The 20,013-nt window shown below is 43.5% G+C and carries 18 protein-coding genes and 1 pseudogene; 17 read left to right on the top strand and 2 right to left on the bottom strand.

Annotation, left to right across the window (positions count from 1 at the left end; all coding sequences use genetic code 11):
* Window positions 1–132 precede the first annotated feature (132 nt).
* The 4 genes from hrpA (at window position 133) to ACR63T_RS07365 (ending at window position 7,729) form a co-directional block, all read left to right on the top strand.
* A complete protein-coding gene (gene hrpA / locus ACR63T_RS07380) occupies window positions 133–4,308 on the top strand; it encodes an ATP-dependent RNA helicase HrpA (protein WP_472785256.1) in 4,176 nt (1,391 codons plus the stop codon).
* 53 nt (window positions 4,309–4,361) lie between these two features.
* The gene (locus tag ACR63T_RS07375; protein WP_472783556.1) at window positions 4,362–5,786 is read left to right on the top strand and encodes an aspartate ammonia-lyase; all 1,425 of its coding nucleotides are present in this window, start codon (window positions 4,362–4,364) and stop codon (window positions 5,784–5,786) included.
* 9 nt (window positions 5,787–5,795) lie between these two features.
* Window positions 5,796–6,791 (top strand): phosphatase PAP2 family protein, encoded by a 996-nt coding sequence (locus tag ACR63T_RS07370; RefSeq protein WP_472783555.1) that lies wholly within the window; start codon window positions 5,796–5,798, stop codon window positions 6,789–6,791.
* Window positions 6,792–6,979: 188 nt separating this feature from the next.
* The gene (locus ACR63T_RS07365) at window positions 6,980–7,729 is read left to right on the top strand and encodes an MBL fold metallo-hydrolase (RefSeq protein WP_472783554.1); all 750 of its coding nucleotides are present in this window, start codon (window positions 6,980–6,982) and stop codon (window positions 7,727–7,729) included.
* A gap of 54 nt (window positions 7,730–7,783) precedes the next feature.
* Here ACR63T_RS07365 and ACR63T_RS07360 read toward each other — a convergent pair whose 3' ends face one another.
* Together ACR63T_RS07360 and ACR63T_RS07355 are read right to left on the bottom strand one after the other, a co-directional pair.
* Entirely contained in the window at window positions 7,784–8,128 is a 345-nt protein-coding gene (locus tag ACR63T_RS07360; RefSeq protein ID WP_472783553.1) for a hypothetical protein, read from the bottom strand.
* A 291-nt stretch (window positions 8,129–8,419) separates the two neighbouring features.
* Window positions 8,420–9,427, bottom strand: coding sequence for a tetratricopeptide repeat protein (locus ACR63T_RS07355; protein WP_305898263.1), 1,008 nt, complete (start codon window positions 9,425–9,427; stop codon window positions 8,420–8,422).
* Between the two features lie 212 nt (window positions 9,428–9,639).
* On the opposite strand from ACR63T_RS07355, the gene ACR63T_RS07350 reads away from it, so the two are divergent.
* From ACR63T_RS07350 to arsH, 13 genes and pseudogenes are all read left to right on the top strand, one after another.
* On the top strand, window positions 9,640–10,488 hold the full coding sequence (locus ACR63T_RS07350; protein ID WP_472783552.1) for a WG repeat-containing protein: 849 nt from the start codon (window positions 9,640–9,642) through the stop codon (window positions 10,486–10,488).
* On the top strand, window positions 10,485–10,967 hold the full coding sequence (locus ACR63T_RS07345) for a hypothetical protein (RefSeq protein WP_472783551.1): 483 nt from the start codon (window positions 10,485–10,487) through the stop codon (window positions 10,965–10,967). Before ACR63T_RS07350 ends, ACR63T_RS07345 begins: the two co-directional genes overlap by 4 nt.
* A 188-nt stretch (window positions 10,968–11,155) precedes the next feature.
* A complete protein-coding gene (locus ACR63T_RS07340; RefSeq protein WP_472783550.1) occupies window positions 11,156–11,947 on the top strand; it encodes a putative hydro-lyase in 792 nt (263 codons plus the stop codon).
* 115 nt (window positions 11,948–12,062) lie between these two features.
* A complete protein-coding gene (gene accB, locus ACR63T_RS07335; RefSeq protein WP_472783549.1) occupies window positions 12,063–12,554 on the top strand; it encodes an acetyl-CoA carboxylase biotin carboxyl carrier protein in 492 nt (163 codons plus the stop codon).
* A gap of 69 nt (window positions 12,555–12,623) precedes the next feature.
* A complete protein-coding gene (accC, locus tag ACR63T_RS07330) occupies window positions 12,624–13,970 on the top strand; it encodes an acetyl-CoA carboxylase biotin carboxylase subunit (RefSeq protein ID WP_472783548.1) in 1,347 nt (448 codons plus the stop codon).
* A 73-nt stretch (window positions 13,971–14,043) separates the two neighbouring features.
* Complete coding sequence (pxpB, locus tag ACR63T_RS07325; protein WP_472783547.1) at window positions 14,044–14,715, top strand: 5-oxoprolinase subunit PxpB; 672 nt, start codon at window positions 14,044–14,046, stop codon at window positions 14,713–14,715.
* An 88-nt stretch (window positions 14,716–14,803) separates the two neighbouring features.
* Window positions 14,804–15,724, top strand: a complete 921-nt coding sequence (locus ACR63T_RS07320; RefSeq protein ID WP_472783546.1) for a 5-oxoprolinase subunit C family protein — start codon at window positions 14,804–14,806, stop codon at window positions 15,722–15,724.
* Window positions 15,714–16,475 carry a 5-oxoprolinase subunit PxpA gene (gene pxpA / locus ACR63T_RS07315; RefSeq protein ID WP_472783545.1) on the top strand — a complete coding sequence of 254 codons (762 nt, stop codon included), beginning with the start codon at window positions 15,714–15,716 and terminating at the stop codon, window positions 16,473–16,475. The genes ACR63T_RS07320 and pxpA overlap by 11 nt, the downstream gene beginning before the upstream one ends.
* A 53-nt stretch (window positions 16,476–16,528) precedes the next feature.
* Window positions 16,529–17,716 (top strand): NRAMP family divalent metal transporter, encoded by a 1,188-nt coding sequence (locus tag ACR63T_RS07310; protein ID WP_472783544.1) that lies wholly within the window; start codon window positions 16,529–16,531, stop codon window positions 17,714–17,716.
* A gap of 22 nt (window positions 17,717–17,738) precedes the next feature.
* A complete protein-coding gene (locus ACR63T_RS07305) occupies window positions 17,739–18,161 on the top strand; it encodes an acetyl-CoA carboxylase biotin carboxyl carrier protein (protein WP_472783543.1) in 423 nt (140 codons plus the stop codon).
* Between the two features lie 253 nt (window positions 18,162–18,414).
* A complete protein-coding gene (locus tag ACR63T_RS07300; RefSeq protein WP_472783542.1) occupies window positions 18,415–18,783 on the top strand; it encodes an ArsR/SmtB family transcription factor in 369 nt (122 codons plus the stop codon).
* A gap of 68 nt (window positions 18,784–18,851) precedes the next feature.
* Window positions 18,852–19,130 (top strand): annotated as a pseudogene (locus ACR63T_RS07295) (arsenate reductase family protein); the annotation flags it as partial.
* Between the two features lie 138 nt (window positions 19,131–19,268).
* Complete coding sequence (gene arsH / locus ACR63T_RS07290; RefSeq protein WP_472785255.1) at window positions 19,269–19,985, top strand: arsenical resistance protein ArsH; 717 nt, start codon at window positions 19,269–19,271, stop codon at window positions 19,983–19,985.
* Window positions 19,986–20,013 lie beyond the last annotated feature (28 nt).

Raw genomic sequence — 20,013 nt, 5'->3', positions numbered from 1 at the left:
CTAAAAAATCCCCATAATCTAAGCACTTATTAATAATAAATAGCCTAAGTAAATATGCCTAACGTTTCCGAGAATATCCAAGAACCTGCAAACTTAAATCATAGCAATAAGACAATAAATACGAATACTGATATAAATAATTTGGCAGAGATTCCTGTACTTGCTAAAGATAGCTATTATCTCAGCCGTTTGGAGCGTGAGCTGGCGCGTGCTATTGTTTCTAGCAAACAATCAAATAGCGATAAAGCCGAAAAAGAGCTGGCGAAGAAGCGTGCCCAATACGACAAAATAAAAAACCGCTCACAGCAGACGGTGCAAGCGCGTATTGATAGCATTCCCCAAGACTTACCCACGAAACTAAACCTTGATTTGCCTGTCAGCCAACGCGCAGAAGACTTGATTCAAGCGATTATTGATAATCAAGTGATTATCGTCGCAGGTGAGACAGGTTCAGGTAAGACCACCCAATTACCAAAGCTGGCAATGCTGGCAGGTCGTGGTATAAGAGGACAGATAGGACATACCCAGCCGCGTCGTCTGGCTGCGCGTAGTGTCTCAAACCGTATCGCTGAAGAGCTCGGTGAAAAGCTTGGTAATACAGTGAGCTTTAAGATTCGCTTCAATGAAGAAGGTACTGCTCAGTCTGTCGTCAAGCTGATGACCGATGGTATTTTACTCGCTGAATTGGGTCATGATCGATTTTTGAGCAAATACGACACTATCATTATCGATGAGGCGCATGAGCGTAGTCTCAATATCGACTTTATTATGGGTTACCTGAAGAAATTACTTCCTAAACGTCCTGATCTAAAAGTTATTATTACCTCAGCAACGCTCGATACGAAGCGCTTTAGTGAGTATTTTAGCCGTTATGATGCTAAGCAAAAACGTAAAGTTCCTGCGCCAATTTTCAATGTCGAAGGCCGTAGCTTTCCAGTCGAAGTGCGCTATCGTCCGCTCACTGATGAGCCAGTAACTAGCTCTGATGATGATAGCTATGATGACTTTGAAGAGAATCTACCGCGCGCTGTCGTTGCCGCAGTAGAAGAATGCTTTCATGACGCGCAGAGTAAATGTCACGCCGATCAAGCCGATATCTTGATATTTGCCGCGACCGAAGCGGAGATTCGCGAGACGCAAGAGGTGCTTGAGCGTCATGGCCCCAAACATACCGAAGTGCTGCCACTATTTGCCCGTCAGACTTATGAAGAGCAGCAGCGTATCTTTCAGCCCTCAGGCCGTGGTCGCCGTATCGTCATTGCGACCAACGTTGCCGAAACCGCATTGACCGTCCCTGGTATTCGCTATGTCATTGATTTAGGGTTTGCGCGGATATCGCGTTATTCTTATCGCTCACGCGTTCAGCGTTTGCCGATTGAGGCAATCTCACAGGCCGCTGCTAATCAGCGTAAAGGTCGTTGTGGTCGTGTCGCGCCAGGCGTCTGTATTCGACTCTATAGTGAAGAGGACTTCAAGGGTCGTCCTGAGTTCACTGAGCCTGAGATTCTACGTACTAACTTAGCTTCGGTTATTTTGCAGATGGCAAACCTGCGCCTAGGCAGTGTCGATGATTTTGAGTTTATTGAGCCGCCTGATAGTCGTTTAGTTACTGATGGCCATAAGCTGCTGGATGAGTTAGGCGCAATCACTGCTAAAAATGATAAAGCAGCTAGTAATGTAAATAATAAGTCCAAAAGAGATGGTTTAGATCATTTGCATCTGACGGCTATAGGTCAAAAGATGGCGCGAATGCCTATCGATCCAAGACTGGCACGTATGTTAGTTGCTGGTAGCGACTTTGACTGTATTCGTGAGATGCTCATCTTGGTTGCTGCCCTTGCGGTACAAGATCCGCGTGAGCGCCCTGCTAATAAGCGCCAACAAGCCGATCAGAAGCACGCTGAATTTCGTCAAGACGACTCAGATTTTCTGTTCTATTTAACCCTGTGGAAGGCGTTGTTTGAAAGTGATGAACATGGCAATAAGCTCTCTGGCAATCAGCGTAAGCAGTTTACCAAAAAAAATTATCTCAGTTTTCCGCGGGTACGTGAATGGAATCAAACCCATCGTCAACTGGTACAGATGGTTACGGATCTAAAGCTAACTGATGTCAATGATATCAAAGGTAATGGCACTAGTAGCAGTAATAACAACAATACTAAAAACAGTAAAAATAGCTCAAAAGCATTAGCCAATGGTAGCGATCCCACTGGTGTCGATGATGAAGAAATCAAAGCGGTTAAGTACGCGAATTTGCATCGCGCCTTAATGACAGGTCTGCTCTCTACTATCGCTCATAAGACCGAGAGTCGTGGCGAATACTTGGCTGCACGCCAGCAAAAAGCTAAAATCTTTCCAGCGAGTACCGTATTCAAGCAGATACCACCTTGGGTTATGGCATTTGAAGTGGTAGAAACCTCACAAGTCTTCATGCGTACTGTTGCCAAGATTGAGCCTGAATGGATTATTTCAGCGGCAGGCGACTTACTTAAATATCATTATTTTGAGCCGCATTGGTCAAAGAAAACAGGACGGGTTAAAGCTTACGCGCAGATTAGCCTATTTGGTCTGATTATTATCCCTAAGCAGCTAACAAACTATGAGCAAGTCAATCTCGTCGAGTCGCGTGAGATCTTTATCCGTGATGGCTTAGTGACAGGCAATCTCGGTCGCCAAGCGCCGTTTCTGCAGCACAATATGGACAAGATCGCTCATGTTGAGCGCATTGAGGATAAGCTGCGTCGCCGTGATCTACTGGTCGATGAAGAGACACTGTATCAGTTCTATGATCATAAAATACCTGAGCATGTTGCCAGTCGCAAAGCTTTTGAAGATTGGCGTGCGGAGATGGAAAAGAGCGATACGCAGTATCTTTTCTTTACCGACGACGATGTCCTCAATAGCCAAGCGCCAACCACTGGCGACTTCCCAGAAGTTTGGCAATTAGGCGATTTAAAACTGCCTTTGCGCTACATCTTTGATCCCTCAAGTGATGATGATGGGGTGACTATTCGTGTGCCATTAGCAGCGCTACCACAGTTGGATGCGATTGAGTTGTTATGGGGCGTGCCTGGTTGGCGCTATGAGCTAGTACTGCAATTGCTCAAGTCACTACCCAAAGATATCCGCCGTCAGATTGTGCCTATTCCAGATATGGCTGATAGCTTATTCGATGAATTACAACCGCAAGGCGAGCAAGGTCTGCTTAAGCAACTGTGCCATGCGCTTAACCGTCGTGGCATTATGTCAGTGACACCTGATAAGTTTAGCCCCGCATCAATTGATCGCTACTTGCAGCCGCAAATATCAGTGGTCGATGACAAAAACCGCGTGATCGAAAAAGGTCGCGATCTACAAACGCTACAGATTCGTCATGCTAGCGAGACCAGCCAAGCGATTACTGAGCAGCAAGGGGCACACACTGAGTTCCCTGAGCACTTCGCTTTTAGTAAGAATCGGCATAGTGCAGGCGTGGTCATGAAGCAGTTCTCAGCGCTCGTTGCGGACGCATCAGGTGAGGCCGTTTCTATTCATCAATATACGGATGTCAATGCTGCGCTGCAAGCTCATCGCATTGGTGTGCTGACTTTGATTAAAGCTAAGCTTGGCGCAAAGAAAAAGCAGCTGACTAGTCAAATTGATAATATATTTAAATTGGCTTTTGCGCCACTTGGCGATATGGAAAAGCTCAAAACTATCATTATTGATGCGGCAGTAGATGCGACGCTTGAGGAGCATTATGCCTTATTCGATCACAGTAGTGATTTGCCTGAGAGTGCTGATAGTATCGCTATTGGGTTGAGCGAAGAGTTGCCCTTTACGGTTGAAGAGTACCAACAAACAGAAAAAGTCGTCATCAGTAACTTCTTACTTATCGGTCAAGATGTTATCAAAACTCTCAAAAGTGTCTACACTCGCTGGCAGCGTATTCGTCAAAGTCTACTGATGCTTGATCGCGAAATCTTTGCTGAATCTATCGACGATATCGAAGATCAGTTAGCAGATTTGCATTTGGCAGATTTTGTTTACCGTATGGATTATAGTCATTGGCAGCAGTATCCGCGTTACCTAGAAGCGTTAGAATTGCGTCTTGAGCGCCTTGAGCACAACTTGGAGGCTGATCTTGACGGGGTCTATGCGCTTGATTTGCATATGGAGCGATTGGGCAATCGGGCTAGTGATAGCGCGATTAGTGACTATCGTTGGATGGTAGAGGAATATCGAATCCAGCTATTTGCCCAGCCGATGAAAACGCGTATGGCAGTATCGCCTAAGCGTCTTAGTAAGATGTGGGATAAGGTGGGTTAAGAGATTACACTGCAACTTTAGTGTTAATAAAAATTATAACTGAGATCACCACTATGACCACTATAAAAAAACTTGCGAACCAAGACCCATCTACTCGCGTAGAGGAGGACTCGCTAGGTCAGCAGTCCGTTCCTGCCAGTGCTTTATACGGCATCCAAACTCAGCGCGCAGCACAAAACTTCGATATCACAGGCACGCCTATCAGTCATTTTTCAGAGCTAGTACGCGCCTTAGCTATGGTGAAATACGCGGCCGCTAAAGCGAATCATCAGCTCGACATACTGAGTGATGATAAAGCTGATGCTATCACTGATGCTTGTTTAGAGCTGATTGAGGGCGTACATCATGAGCATTTTATAGTGGATCTCATTCAAGGCGGTGCTGGCACGTCGACCAATATGAATGCCAATGAGGTCATTGCTAATCTTGGTCTTGTTAAGATGGGCTATAAGTACGGTGAGTACCGTCATTTGCATCCTAATAATGATGTCAATTGCTCACAATCGACTAATGATGTCTATCCAAGTGCTGCACGTATAGCGATTATATTCTCAGCTCGTACCCTAAAACAAGCCGTTAGTGATCTGCAGCGTAGCCTTGAAGCTAAGGGTCAAGAGTTTAGTGAGATTCTTAAGATGGGTCGCACCCAAATGCAAGACGCTGTGCCGATGACATTGGGTCAAGAGTTTAATGCGTTTGCTAGTGATTTGGGCGGTGAGACAGAGCACATTGAGCATACCTGCCAGCAACTATGCGAGGTGAATTTGGGCGGTACAGCAATTGGTACAGGCATCAATGCGCCAAGTGCTTATGCAGACTTAGTGGTAAAAGAGCTGACCGATATCAGTGGTTTGCCCATACGCTTGGCTGTGGATCTGATGGCCGCTAGCTCTGATATGGGTGACTTTGTGACCTTTTCAGGGACGCTCAAACGCTTAGCTATTAAGCTGTCCAAGCTCAGCAATGACTTGCGTCTGCTCTCAAGCGGCCCGCGTACGGGTCTCAATGAGATAAATCTACCAGCAGTACAGCCAGGCTCCTCCATCATGCCAGGCAAGGTAAATCCAGTCATACCTGAGGCGATGAATCAAACGGCTTTTCAGATAATGGGCACGGATATGTCGGTGACTATGGCAGCAGAAGCAGGGCAACTACAGCTTAACGCTATGGAGCCTTTAATCGTCTATAATTTACTCAATAACTCGCGAATGTTAGAGAAGTCCATACGTATGCTCGATAAGCTATGTATTCAGGGTATTACCGCGAATGAGGATCACTGTGCCCAATACGTCGAGAGGAGTATCGGTATTGTCACCGCTCTAGTGCCTCATATCGGTTATGACAATGCCAGCCGTATCGCAGGCATAGCATTACACAGTGGTCTTGGTGTGGCAGAATTGGTCAGACGCGAGCAACTGCTAAGCGATGAGCAGCTCGCCGCGATTTTATCTCCTAGCGCTATGACCACAAACTTATAAAGGTTGGGTGTGATAACTTTACTGCAAACCCATCAGCCGCTATTGGTACTAAGCGTGCTGCTATTAATAGTCATCGTAATTTTATGGGGATTGCAGTACGTCGTCATTCGCTATGGCAAAAGCGCCTTTATGCTAATCAAGCGATACTGGCACAAGTTTGAGCAGTATTTTGGTGTAGATAAGCGACTCACTCACCTAAAAAATAGCCAGCCAAAGCTCTATCAGTTTCTTTGGCGACGGCTACATGCTCAGCACTTTCATGGCTTGCCGCTGACTATTTTATCGTTACTGATGATCTATATAGCAGCTGTGTTCGTGGGGCTGGTCGAAGATGTCGTTACCTCCGATTCTATAGTGGCGCTCGATCACTTAGTCTCACAGCAGATGAGCTCGCTCAGTGAAGCTGGGGTCATTGATGTTTTTATTGCGATCACCAGCTTAGCCTCTACACCGATTACTATCTTAGTGATGCTACTGACGGCTATTATATGCTGGGTTATACGTCAGCGCTATATCATCATAGGCCTACTCATAGCCGTGATCGGTAGCACGATATTTACCTTTGTAACTAAAATGCTCTTTCAGCGCGCGCGTCCCATAGATATTTTATTGCTTGAGAGTACCTATTCTTTCCCAAGTGGACACGCGACCGTCACCGTTGCCCTATATGGATTTTTGGCTTACATTGCTATTCGCTTTAGTGAGCGCTTTGCCGTCCAAGTGCGTATCGTTATGATGACTATTTTAGTGACGGTACTAATAGGGTTGAGTCGAATAGTGCTCAATGAGCATTATTTAAGCGATGTATTAGGCGGCTATTTGGTTGGCACATTATGGTTGACAGTGGCTATCAGTGTGACTGAATGGTTAACGATTAAAGACAAAATCAACTGGCAAATAACTTGGTCAAACGCGCAGATATATTTAGTCTGGTTCAGTGTAGTTGGGGTCCTGATGAGTACTTTGATATATGCAAGGATTTATCAATTCCCCTTGCTACTTTAGATGATTTTTTAGCTATCAATAGTGCCCTCAGGTAGATGTTCAATAAGCTTTATACGACTTCGTGCAATTAGGTCAACATAAAGAACCTGCTATGTAGAATTATATAAAAATACTATACTATAAGATAATATATAGATACTATATATTATAACCTATATATCAGAATCTACATTAAATGAGGAATAGCTATGATTTTTCGGCAATTGTACGAGCCCCTTTCGAGTACTTATACTTATCTAATAGGGGATGAGGACACAGGAGAGGCGATTCTTATTGATCCTGTTATTGCAACTATGGATCGGGATTTGGCCGAATTGCATAAGTTAGGATTGAAACTAGCCTATACCGTTGATACGCATATTCATGCCGATCATATCACCGCAGCATTAGAGATGAAGCGTGCTGTTGGCAGTCAGATCGCAGCGCCCGCCTATGATCGGTTAGAGTGCGCCGATGTTGGTCTTGAAGAGGGCATACCACTAAAGGTTGCTGGCATTACCTTAGACCCTTTACATACGCCAGGGCACACTGCTGGACATTTTGCTTATCTCTTTAATGAACGGGTATTTACAGGTGATGCTTTGTTAATTGAGGGTTGCGGTCGCACTGACTTTCAGAACGGTGATGCTGATGCCTTGTATGATTCTGTGCGCAACAAGCTGTTTGCTTTACCCGATGAGACCTTAGTCTATCCCGCGCATGATTACAAAGAGCGCTTTGTCTCCTCAATCGCTCAAGAGAAAAAACGCAATCCACGGCTCGGTGGGGACATATCTATTGAGGCGTTCAGGGACATCATGAATAATTTGAACCTGCCGTATCCAAAATTCATTGACCACGCCGTACCTGGTAACCAGCAATGCGGTGTCTGCCCAGACGACTTGCCAGATAACTTGGCGGGCTACTGTCGCCAGATGACTCAAAGCCCTCAAGGTTAATGTAATCTAGATCGTGTCATCAATTGTAAAATGAAGTCGGCTCTGCATATAACGCTAGATCCGACCTTTAGCGACCGTCATATACGCAGGCTTTAGCATCATCTCTTCTAAAAACCCAGCAAAGTAGCTTTCCTTTAAAGGATCTACTAAAGGTACGCTAGGGGTTAAGTTATTGTCATAATCGAACTCAACCAGCATCGCTTCACCTTCTTTTATGAGCAGCGGACACGAAGTATAGCCATTGAATTTTTGACTGGGTGCGCAGCCTTGTATTACATCGATAAGGTTAGTCGTTACTATTACTATTATTACTGTTATCGTGTTTGTCAGCGCTAGTGTGGGATGAACCATCCTCTGGGCGCGTAGTAGATAAGGCAAATTACTGAAAAGTCGTTTCATAATATTACCCTAAAATTGTCCCAAAATTGGATGACCGTCACACTGAGTTGAGCATCATACTTAATCGATCATCATGCTCAAACAGCCGTTTTTAAGCGTATCTATCATATTCGCGACGGCGTCACTCATGAGGAGGTTGGTGAGGGGAAAGCGTTTGAATAGGAGGGTGTTATCGGATTAGGGTACATCATCGCTTGATAGCGTCCTTTTAGAGTAAGCTATATTTAGCAATCTGAGCTCTCCCATTGCCCATCACGGCATGCTTGATGTTTGAGTGTTTAGCCCTATATTTTATAAAAAATCACAAACTATACAACTATACATAATTTCAGCGTCACTCATAGGCTCGTAACCTCGAATCTCATATGAACAAGATTCAGCCTTGCAATCAAAATCTACCTTGATATCGTAATCGCCAGTATAGGTCGCTTCGAACTGAACAATTGAATTATTTTCATCGTCAATAGCCTTAGATAATAAGTTGCCATCACGATCATAGACGTATAAATTTATTTTACTACAATCCATAGCGCAAGCCGCGATAAGAGCGTAAGTTCCGTTAGATAAAATAGACATATTTTCGATTTTCGAAGAAGAGTCGCTCAAGCTTCCGACTATACTATTGCTACTATAATTAGAGTATCCTTGATCTATTAAATAGTTACGGCTTTTATTTAACTTATCGTCGATAGACTTCATAGAGAGTCTAAAATTAGAGATATCATCAACTTTAGTTTGCGCTTGTTGATTCCCTTGATCCGCTGATTTTTTGAACCAATCAAAGGCTTCGTCTTTGTTCTTTGGCACCCCAAACCCATAGTAGTACAGCTTTCCCACATTAGACTGTGCCTCTGCATGGTTTTGATTCGCAGCTTTTAGATACCAATCCATTGCTTTATCCCAATCTTGATAGGAGGTTTTAGAGTAAATCAAGCCTATCTGATTTTGTGCATCAGCATCACCTTGTAACGCTGATTTTTTGTACCAGCTTAGCGCTTTACTTAGATCTCTAGAAGTACCTTTGCCATTTTCATACATGTGACCTAAGTTATATTGAGCATCGGAATAGTTTTGCATGGCGGATTTTTGATACCATTCAAACGCTTTATTATAACTCTGGCTCACACCCTCGCCTGAATAGTATTTAAGGCCGAGATTATATTGAGCGCTAGGGTCACCTTGGTTCGCTGATGTTTGTGTTTGCGAGAGGTTGCTATCGGCCATTGCTGGAACGACTAAAGCTAAAGATAACAACAATGGGATACTACAGTTAACCGTTTTTGTCCATGAGTGTGTCATTGTCAGTATCCTTAATGTGAGTATTAGAGGTATAAAAAAACTATTTTTTGATTATTATGCAAAGCAGTACGATAAATATGGCATTACTTAAATATAATTTTTTATAAGAAGCATTGCAAGTATTCTTAAAAGTGGATTTATACTTGCGATGTTTATTTGTTTGAGTCAATATAATATTTAACGGAGATCATATTGGAACAAGGACATTCAGCATGAGCAAATTAACTTGGCTTATAAGTCCCAGTGTCATCATATTATCAATCTTGATAAGTGCTTCTCAAGCTAGTGCCTCAGAAATCTCTCATAATTATGCACCAACAGTAGATCTTCAGAAAACTGAAGGTCTTTATTTTTTTGAGAATTTAGGTGAAGTTGAAAAAGAGGGTAAATATGGTTTTATAAATAGTCAGGGCGATATTGTAGTGCCTGCTATATATGATGAGGTTGGGGCATTTTCAGAAGGGCTGGCGAGTGTCGAAAAAAAGGGCAAATCAGGATTTATAGATACACATGGGAATGTCGTCATTTCATTTGATTACGACCGACCAAGTAGATTCTCTGATGGCTTGGCACGAGTCAGAAAAGATGGACGATACATATTTATTGATAAGACAGGAGCAGAGGTTTTGGATGTCGATAAGTACTATAACCTGAATCCTTTTTCTTACGCAGAGATTTTTTTGAATGGCTTAGCTCTAGTAGAAGCCGAAGCTAAGCAAGGACTTATCAATAAAAAAGGGGAGCTTGTTGCACCTATACAATACGATCTCATTGATTTGCCCTTTTTAGAAGGTTTGGTAATGGTTAAGCAGAACGATAAATACGGCTTTTTAAATCAGCAAGGTCAAGAGGTTGTACCGCCAAAGTATGATAGTGCCGTTATTTTTTCAGAGGAGCTGGCGCGTGTTAGCTATGAAGGTAGATACGGTTTTATCAATCAACAGGGAAAAATCGTTATACCAATAGTTTTTGAACAAGCTTTTTCTTTTTCAGGCGGTGTCGCAAAAGTAAAAAAAGACAATATTTGGATCACTATTAATAAAAAGGGAGAGTATATATGAGACGGATGACATTTATTTTGGCTATGACTGCTTTACTGTATTCACAGATGACAGTAGCGCACGCAGCAACAAATCAGGTCGATATCAGAGGTTTACAAATGAGTTGCACGACACCTGAAAATGTAAAAGCATCAATATTCACAGATACTGGATTTAATGACGTTGGTTTGTCTACGAGATATTTTCTTGGGATGCCATATATTTCAGTGAACTCCGATATATTAAGTCAATATTCAAGTAATGTTGCACAGTGGTGGTTCGCTCATACATGTGGACACTTTATTTTTGATACCGTCGTTGAGGAGAACGAGTCGACTGCAGATTGCTATGCCACTAAGTATTTAGTACAAAATGAAATTATTAAAGATGATGAAGCGCTGTCTGATTTTTATAATGAGCTTTTGTCGCTTCCCAAACCTCTTGCCGAACATCTACCTACTCCTGACCGAATAAAAGATATGGCAAATTGCCAGATATAGTCGTGATTACTTTTTCTTTATTGCTAGCCTCAAGCGATGTTACTAACTTTGTATTATCTATCAAAATCTACATTTGGCTATCAAGTAACAAAAGCACTCAATTTAAGTTTTCTCTAAGCAAATTATCGCTATATGATAAGAGTAATTGATAGACTATTTTTCGTAAAATAGCAGAAGAGGTATCGACAATGCTAGATTTGGCAAACATGAGTCCCAAAGAGGTCAGGCAATTAATCAGCAATAATAAAATTAATAAATCTACTTCTGGTATGTGCAAAGGTCATATACAGGCAAACTTAGTTATCGTTCCTAAAGATTTGGCCTATGATTTTTTGTTGTTTGCACAAAGAAACCCTAAACCTTGTCCTATTTTAGATGTCACAGATATCGGTAGCGCAGAACCTAAGCTCATGGCGAAAGGTGCCGATTTAAGATCTGATGTACCAAAATATAGAATATATAAATATGGTGAATTAACAGATGAAGTATCTGATCTAACCGACTATTGGAGAGACGATCTGGTCGGCTTTCTCTTAGGCTGTAGCTTCTCCTTCGAAGCTGCCATGCTAAATGCGTCAATTCCCATAAGGCATATCGAAGACAATCACAATGTACCTATGTACGTGACCAATATAGAAACAGAGCCTGCTGGAAAATTCCATGGAAAAATGGTGGTCAGTATGAGACCAATACCGTATCAGATGGTGACCCGAGCCGTACAAGCAACGTCTAGGTTCCCTCAAGTACATGGCGCACCTATCCATATAGGAGATCCTAGCCTAATAGGGATAAAAGATATAAATCTGCCTGATTTCGGTGACTCATCGATAATAAAAGAGGGTGAAGTGCCTGTTTTTTGGGCCTGTGGTGTCACCCCGCAAAGTATAGCTATGACCAGCAAGCCTGAGCTTATGATCACTCATTCACCAGGGTATATGTTCATCTGTGATCCCAAAGATGAAGACTTGGCTGTCCTATAGTTTTTAGTTGAAAATATAGGGGTATGCCACGGTTGAATATTGTAATACTTCTTGTTATGTTGACCCTTAAATAAAGTAATGAATCCCTTTTTACTCTAATGGAATAGCTAATAATATGGATATTAATTTCACTGATCTAGAAAAGCTCATAAAGCTAGCGGAACGCTCTGATATACACTCGTTAGAGGTCACGGATGGCGATGCGCGTATTACTGTCATTTGTCAGTCTAATGGCAGTGGCAGCGATCACCAAACGGCTAATCATACCAGTCATAGTAGCGGACAGCATCTAGAGACTAGCGACGATGTCAATGTAGGCGCTAACAGCACTGATGAAACCCCGCCTGCCGAAGACCAAAACAATCAAAGCAATCAAGTATCAGCCCCTATGCTCGGCACTTTTTATCGACGCTCAGAGCCTAGCGCTGATGAGTTTGTCAGCGTTGGCGATCAAGTCGATGCAGGACAGACGTTGTGTATCATTGAGGCGATGAAAATGATGCATGAGGTAAAAGCAGACGTGGCTTGTACTATCAAAGAGGCTTTGGTTGATGAAGGGGATGTCGTGGAGTATGGGCAGCCTTTATTTGTTATAGAGCCGCAATAGAGCCAAATAGCCAATAAACGCTATAGCCAATACTATATTCTTTAAAAAGACCAGCTTAGGGAAACTGATATGTTCTCAAAAATCTTGATTGCCAATCGTGGTGAGATTGCTCTGCGGGTTATCCGAGCTTGTAAACAGCTAGGTATTCAATCCGTCATTGCCTACTCAGAAGCAGATAAAGACTCGTTACCAGTGCGCTTAGCCGATGAGAAAATATGCATTGGCCCTGCTAATGCCACACATAGCTACCTCAATCAAAGAGCGCTTGTCTCCGCGGCAAAAATGACAGGCGCTGAGGCTATTCATCCAGGCTACGGGTTTTTATCCGAAAATGCAGACTTTGCAGCTTTAATCGAAAGCTCAGGTCTGATATTTATTGGCCCAACAGCCGACAATATAAGAGAGATGGGAGACAAGGTCGAGGCCAAGAAGCAAATGATGCAAGCGGGCGTGCCCTGTGTTCCTGGCTCCGAAGGTGCTTTGCCGACTGATGCGGATCAAGTGATCAAGATTGCAAATGACGTCGGCTATCCTGTCATTATTAAAGCGGCTAGCGGTGGCGGTGGTCGCGGTATGCGTGTTGTCGACAAACAGGACGATCTATTGACCGCCATTTCTATGACCCAAACCGAAGCTAAAGCCAACTTTGGTAGTGATATCGTTTATCTTGAAAAATACTTGCAATTGCCTCGGCATGTTGAAGTTCAAGTCTTATCTGATACTCATGGTAACGCTATCTACTTGGGTGAGCGCGATTGCTCTATGCAGCGCCGCCATCAAAAAGTCATCGAGGAAGCACCAGCACCGGGTATTACCGATGAGCAAAGACAGCGGATAGGTCAAGCTTGTGCGACTGCCTGCCAGCAAATGCACTATAGAGGGGCTGGCACGTTTGAATTTTTATATGAAAATGGGGAGTTCTTCTTCATCGAGATGAATACTCGGATTCAGGTTGAGCATACTATTACTGAGATGGTCACAGGGGTAGATATCGTTCAAGAACAAATCCGAGTCGCCGCAGGGCTACCGCTAGCCCATGAGCAAAGCGATATTATTATCACTGGACACGCTTTTGAATGCCGCATTAATGCTGAAAACCCTAATACCTTTTTGCCAAATGCGGGACGTATAGACTACTGTCATATGCCAGCAGGGCTTGGTATCCGAGTGGACAGTCATGTTGAGTCCAATTATGTCGTGCCACCTTCTTACGATAGCCTAATTGCCAAAATATGCGTGCATGATGCTTCAAGAGAGCAAGCGATAAAAAAGATGCAAGCGGCATTGTCAGAGGCGCAAATTACAGGGATTGATACTAATATCAGTCTTCATGAGCGCCTATTCAAAGATGCAGGGTTTTGTAAAGGTCAAATGAGTATTCATTATCTAGCGGAATGGATAACGGACAATATCTAAAGCTTGAGTGGCAATGTATAACGAAAATATATATAACCAAGACAGTGTATAACCAAGATAATGCAAAACAAAGATGATGGAGCGTGCGCTAATGAATTTACAGTGGCAACTATGCAGTGAGACCAACCTGGTTTTATTCTTCCCTAAACCTATCACCTTAGAAAAACAGCAACAGTGCTGGGCGTTGGCAGATAGTATACAACAGCTGCCAGAAGTGATAGAAGTGGTGATTGGGATGAATACGCTCAGTGTATTTATAGCGCCGCTAGTATGGATCGAGCTACAGAGCTTTAAAGATAAGCTATCCGCGCTGCTTGATGATATCCCATCAAAGATAATCAATGGCAATCATGTTGAGATTCCAGTGCGCTATGGCGGTCAATATGGTCCTGATCTAAAGTCTATGGCCACTGAACTAGGTCTCTCGGTTGAGGCTGTGGTGAATCTGCATACCGAAGCGACTTATACCGTCTATTTCATTGGTTTTCAACCTGGATTTCCTTATCTTGGTGGCTTATCCGAATCTTTATATTTTCCAAGGCATGCTATCCCAAGAACGCAAGTACCCGCAGGCTCAGTCGGTATCGGCGGTGAACAGACAGGCGTCTATCCCTTTGAGTCTCCAGGGGGCTGGCAGCTATTAGGGCAGACTGATAGTGCTTTATTTGATTTAAGCAAAGAGTCTCCTACCTTGCTCAGCGCAGGCGATACCTTACAGTTTAGAGCTATCGATATTCATGACTAGTACCGCTATAAGTAATGGCTACATGAATAAAAGGTATCAATAAAAGAAAGAAATAAAAAATAAATAGAAATATAAAAAGGTAGCATCGATGAAGATTTTAACCACGAATGCGCTTGCTAGCATCCAAGACTCAGGACGATTTGGCTACCGAAGTATGGGGGTAGGTAGAAATGGCGTCATGGATAGCTGGTCGTTGCAAGCAGGCAATGCTTTGATGAAAAACGAGGTTAATGAGCCTGCTATTGAGATCGCTATGGGTGAGTTGGTCATAGAGTTTGAAGAGGCGGTCAGTTTTTGTCTAACCGGTGCGTTATACGAGGCTTATTTAGATGATAAGCGTATTGCTTGCTATTGGCGTATCAATGCGCAGGCAGGGCAAACCCTCAAACTCATACGCCCATTACAAGGGATGTATACCTATCTGTGTGTGCACGGTGGCTTTGATATAGAGCCTGTCCTGCAGTCTACTAGTACCAACCTAAAAGCTGGGTTCGGTGGCTTTGAGGGTAGATATCTCAAGGCAGACGATACCCTAAAAGTTAGAGCCGCCTCAAACTTACCTGTCATAGGGGTGGCAAGGCTTGTACCTACTCAGACTATTAGAGTGATAAAAAACAGCGAGTACGAATACTTTACCTCTGACTCAAAAGCGGCGTTTGAGTCGCAACAATGGCAACTACAAAGTAGCAGCAACCGTATGGGCTATCGCTTGAATGGTAACGCCCTTGAGTTTATTGAAGCTATACAGATGAGTTCGCACGGCGTCGATATCGGTATGATTCAAGTGCCGCCACAAGGTCAGCCGATTGTGCTGATGGCTGACGCACAAACCACAGGCGGCTATCCTAAAATAGCCACGGTGATTAACGCAGATATAGGGCTCATGGCGCAAATTAGATTTGGTAAAACCTGTCAATTTGCCATGGTAACTGTAGAGCAGGCATTATATGAACAGCAAAACCGACACTATTATATCGAGCAAATCAAGGAGTACGCCCATGAAAATTGATGCCTCAAAAACCGTTGATAGCGTTGACTTGAACGCCGACGTTGCCGAAGGCTGCGGCCAAGATGACAAGCTATTGACCATAGTTAGCTCGGCTAACGTCTGCTGCGGTCTTCATGCAGGCTCTTATGCTGAGATGTTAGCTACCTTGCAATTAGCGAAACAAAACAACGTCAGAGTAGGCGCGCACCCTGGACTAAATGACAGAGAGAACTTCGGTCGTACCAATCAATCCTTAGACGAGGGTGAGTATCGAGCCTTGATGGCTTATCAGTTGGGCGCGACAAAAGCGCTCTGTGACTTGGTTGGAATCTCATTAGAATATGTAAAACCACACGGTGCTTTGTATAATCAAGCAGCCAGCGATGAGAAGCTATCAGATATCTTGGTCAGCGAAATAAAGCGTTTTGATCCCAATTTAAAAGTGATGGGTTTATCAGGGGGCTATCTAGTCAAATCAGCCAAAAACCATGGCTTAGAGGTGATATCAGAAGTATTTGCCGATAGAAACTATGAAAAAGATGGCTCACTAGTCTCTCGCAGCAAAGATAACGCGGTAATAACCGATACTGACAAGGCCGTTAAGCATGTATTGCAAATGATTAACGAAGGAGAAGTCACTAGTATATGTGGCGCGACGGTGCCAGTAGAGGCGCAAAGTATCTGTTTACATGGTGATGGTGAACATGCCATCTCATTTGCGCAGGAGATAAAGAAGCAGCTAGAGCTTCAAGGTATTAAGATATCGGCTTAACATCAGCTTAAAAATAGTTTGAACCACCTACTCTGTATAAAACAAGGATGTATATGAGTACCTTAAAAAAACACAATACAGCTATTTTGGGCGCCGCTTTTTTGATGGCAACCTCAGCAGTAGGGCCAGGGTTTTTGACCCAAACGGCTACTTTTACCGAAAGCCTAATGGCCAGCTTTGGTTTTGTCATTCTCATATCTATTATTATGGATATTGGGGTACAGCTTAACGTTTGGCGAATAGTTGCAGTATCCAAAAAGCGTGCGCAGGAAATTGCTAACTTAGTCTTTCCAGGGGTTGGTTATCTGCTAGCTTTCCTGATTATCGCAGGAGGACTGGCTTTTAATATCGGTAATATTGGCGGCGCTGGGCTTGGTATGCAGTCAATGTTCAATATCTCGCCGATCACAGGTGCTCTAATCAGTGGGGTGATCGCTGTCGCTATATTCTTAGGCCGAGAAACTGGGCCTATGATGGACAAGTTTGCGCAATTAATGGGCTTTATTCTGATTGTATTAATCATTTATGTGGTATTCAAATCTGACCCGCCACTAGCAGAGGCCGTCACTAAAACTATCATGCCAGACAAGATAGATGCCGTCGCTATCGTCACTTTAGTTGGCGGTACCGTCGGCGGTTACATCACTTTCTCTGGCGCGCATCGCTTGCTAGAAGCTGGCGTGAGTGGTGAAGAAAACCTAGCGGACGTTACTAGAAGTTCAGTAACGGGTATTTTAGTGGCCTCTGTTATTCGCGTATTCTTATTCCTTGCTGTTTTAGGCGTGGTTTCTCAAGGTGTTTCATTGGATCCTGCGAACCCAGCCATGTCACCTTTTCAGTACATCTTAGGCAATACTGGTAAAGTTATTTTTGGTATTGTAATTTGGGCCGCTTCTGTAACCTCTGTCATTGGCGCAGCTTACACCTCTGTCTCTTTTATGACCAACTTTCATCCATTTATCGAAAGACATAAGCGCTATTTTATCATTGGTTTTATCATTATTTCGACATTCGTATTTGCCACTATTGGTAAGCCTGCTCAAGTATTAGTCTTGGTTGGTACGTTAAATGGCTTGGTGCTGCCTATCGCTATGGTCATTATTCTTATTGCCGCTTATAGAAAAAACATTGTTGGTAATTATAAGCATCCGATCTGGATTGCCGTGCTTGGTTGGGTCATTGCTGTATCAATGACTATATTAAGCGTAATGACTATTATGCAATATCTTGGAATGAGCTAAAAGACAAATCAAGGAGTCTGTTATGGATATAGAACAAGTGGCACGTGTCGTTGGACTGATCGAGAGTAGTCAGTTGCATAAAGTAACCATTGCCAATAATGGGCAGTCTATTACGGTGGTTAATAGAGTAGCTAAACAGGGTGCTAACAGCTCTGTAGAGACAGTCGCAACAGCGCCTATTGATAAGAGCAAAGATAATAGTAGCAAGAGTTTGCAAGTATCTGCTACTTACGTCGGTCAAGTTTACCTAAGTGAAGATGCCACCACCGATCCTTTAGTTAACAAAGGTGATCGTATTGAAAAGGGTCAAACCGTCTGCTTTATTGATGAGCTGACCCGCTTGTTACCTGTCGTCAGTGATAAACACGGGATCATCAGTGATATCTTAGTTGAAGAGGGGCAGAATGTAGAATATGGTCAGCCTATCTTTAGTTTGGAGGCATAAAATTTTAAAAGTATAAAAAGTTAAAAGTATAAAAAGTTAAAAGTATAAAAAACGCTAACCTATGAGGGCATGCTACCATCCGTCAGCTTGCATGGCTTATCAGCTAGTTCAGCTTAAGTATACAAATTTATGCTGAGCTGGCTAAGGTTGCCCCTGTAAGCTAGGTGACCCCGTGCCACCATTTTTTGGGCAGAGAATAGTATAACCCATAAAAACTCTTGATTTATTTCCATATGTCTATATTATTGGACATATGGAAATAATAGACGCTACTGCCAGCTTTGCTGCGCTCTCTCAAGGCACTCGATTAAAAGCTTTTCGTCTGCTGGTCAGTCATGAGCCTGATGGTTTGCCTGCTGGTGATATCGCACGCGCGCTTGATGTGCCGCATAATACGATGTCGGCGCACTTAGCTGTGCTTGCGCGGGCAGAATGGGTAACCTCACAACGACAAAGCCGCCAAATTATCTATCGAGCTTCCCTCACACATATGGAAGAGGTCATTCAGTTCTTATTAAAAGACTGCTGTAGCGGTCACCCAGAGCTATGTAGCTCGCTTGTAGACAGCTCGAGTACCTGTGATATTGACACATCCGATACATCCGTTAAGCCTAGTGGTTAAGCTACTATTATTTTTGATAATACAAACCCTTCTAATTTTATAATTTGCTAACAGCATAAAAGGTCGTTATGACACCCATTATTTTTCACAATCCTAACTGTGGCACCTCTCGCAATACCTTAGCTATCATCAAAGCATCAGGCGAAATACCCAACGTCATTGAATACCTAAAAACACCGCCTACCCGTGAGTATTTACTTGAGCTATTAGCAGTGATGAACATATCTGCGCGTGAGTTATTACGCCGAAAGGAAATGGTTGCGTTGGGGCTGGATGATGCAGAATTATCCGATGATCAGCTTATTGATGCCATGATGGCGCATCCTATTTTGATCAATCGTCCTATTGTAGTGACGTCTAAAGGCGCTGCACTCTGCCGACCTTCAGAGCGAGTGTTTGAATTATTAGATAACCCAGTGCGCCACTTTATCAAAGAAGATGGTGAAGTGCTTTACTCTGCTAAAGAGGACGCATTGCAAGATTCTATTGATCGATATGAGCTACCTAATATAGAGGCCGCCGAGCTACAGCCGATCGATATCGATGCTCTGATTAGTGCAACTGATCCCCGTCATCCACCAAAGATACTAGTGTTATACGGCTCTCTGCGTGCGCGTTCGTTTTCTAAATTGGCAAGCGAAGAGGCCAGTCGGCTATTGCGCTGGTATGGTTGTGAGGTACGTACCTTTGATCCCACAGGTCTACCCCTGCCTGATAGTACCGATGCCGATCACCCAAAGGTACAAGAACTGCGTGAGCTAGCAGCGTGGTCTGAGGGTATGCTATGGGTCAGCCCTGAACGTCATGGCAGTATCACTAGCATTATGAAAGCGCAGATAGATTGGATTCCACTATCACTAGGTGGCGTCCGTCCGACACAAGGCAAGACCTTAGCAATAATGCAAGTCAGTGGTGGCAGTCAAAGCTTTAATACTGTCAATCAGCTGCGTATCTTAGGGCGCTGGATGCGCATGATTACCATGCCCAATCAGTCGTCTATTCCCAAAGCTTTTCTGGAGTTTGACGATAATGATCGTATGCTAAATTCGTCTTTATATCAGCGGGTTGTTGATGTCTGTGAGGAGTTGGTTAAATTTACATGGCTTACTCGTGGACGCTCGGCTTATCTAACTGATCGCTATTCAGAGCGTGTGGAGAGTGCAGAGGCGCTGTCACAACGCGTGAATCAGAAATCGATTTAACCCGAGAGCGTATTTAACGTTACCATTT

This window comes from Psychrobacter sp. M17(2026), from assembly GCF_055699815.1.
This window is presented reverse-complemented; position numbering and strand designations above follow the sequence as displayed.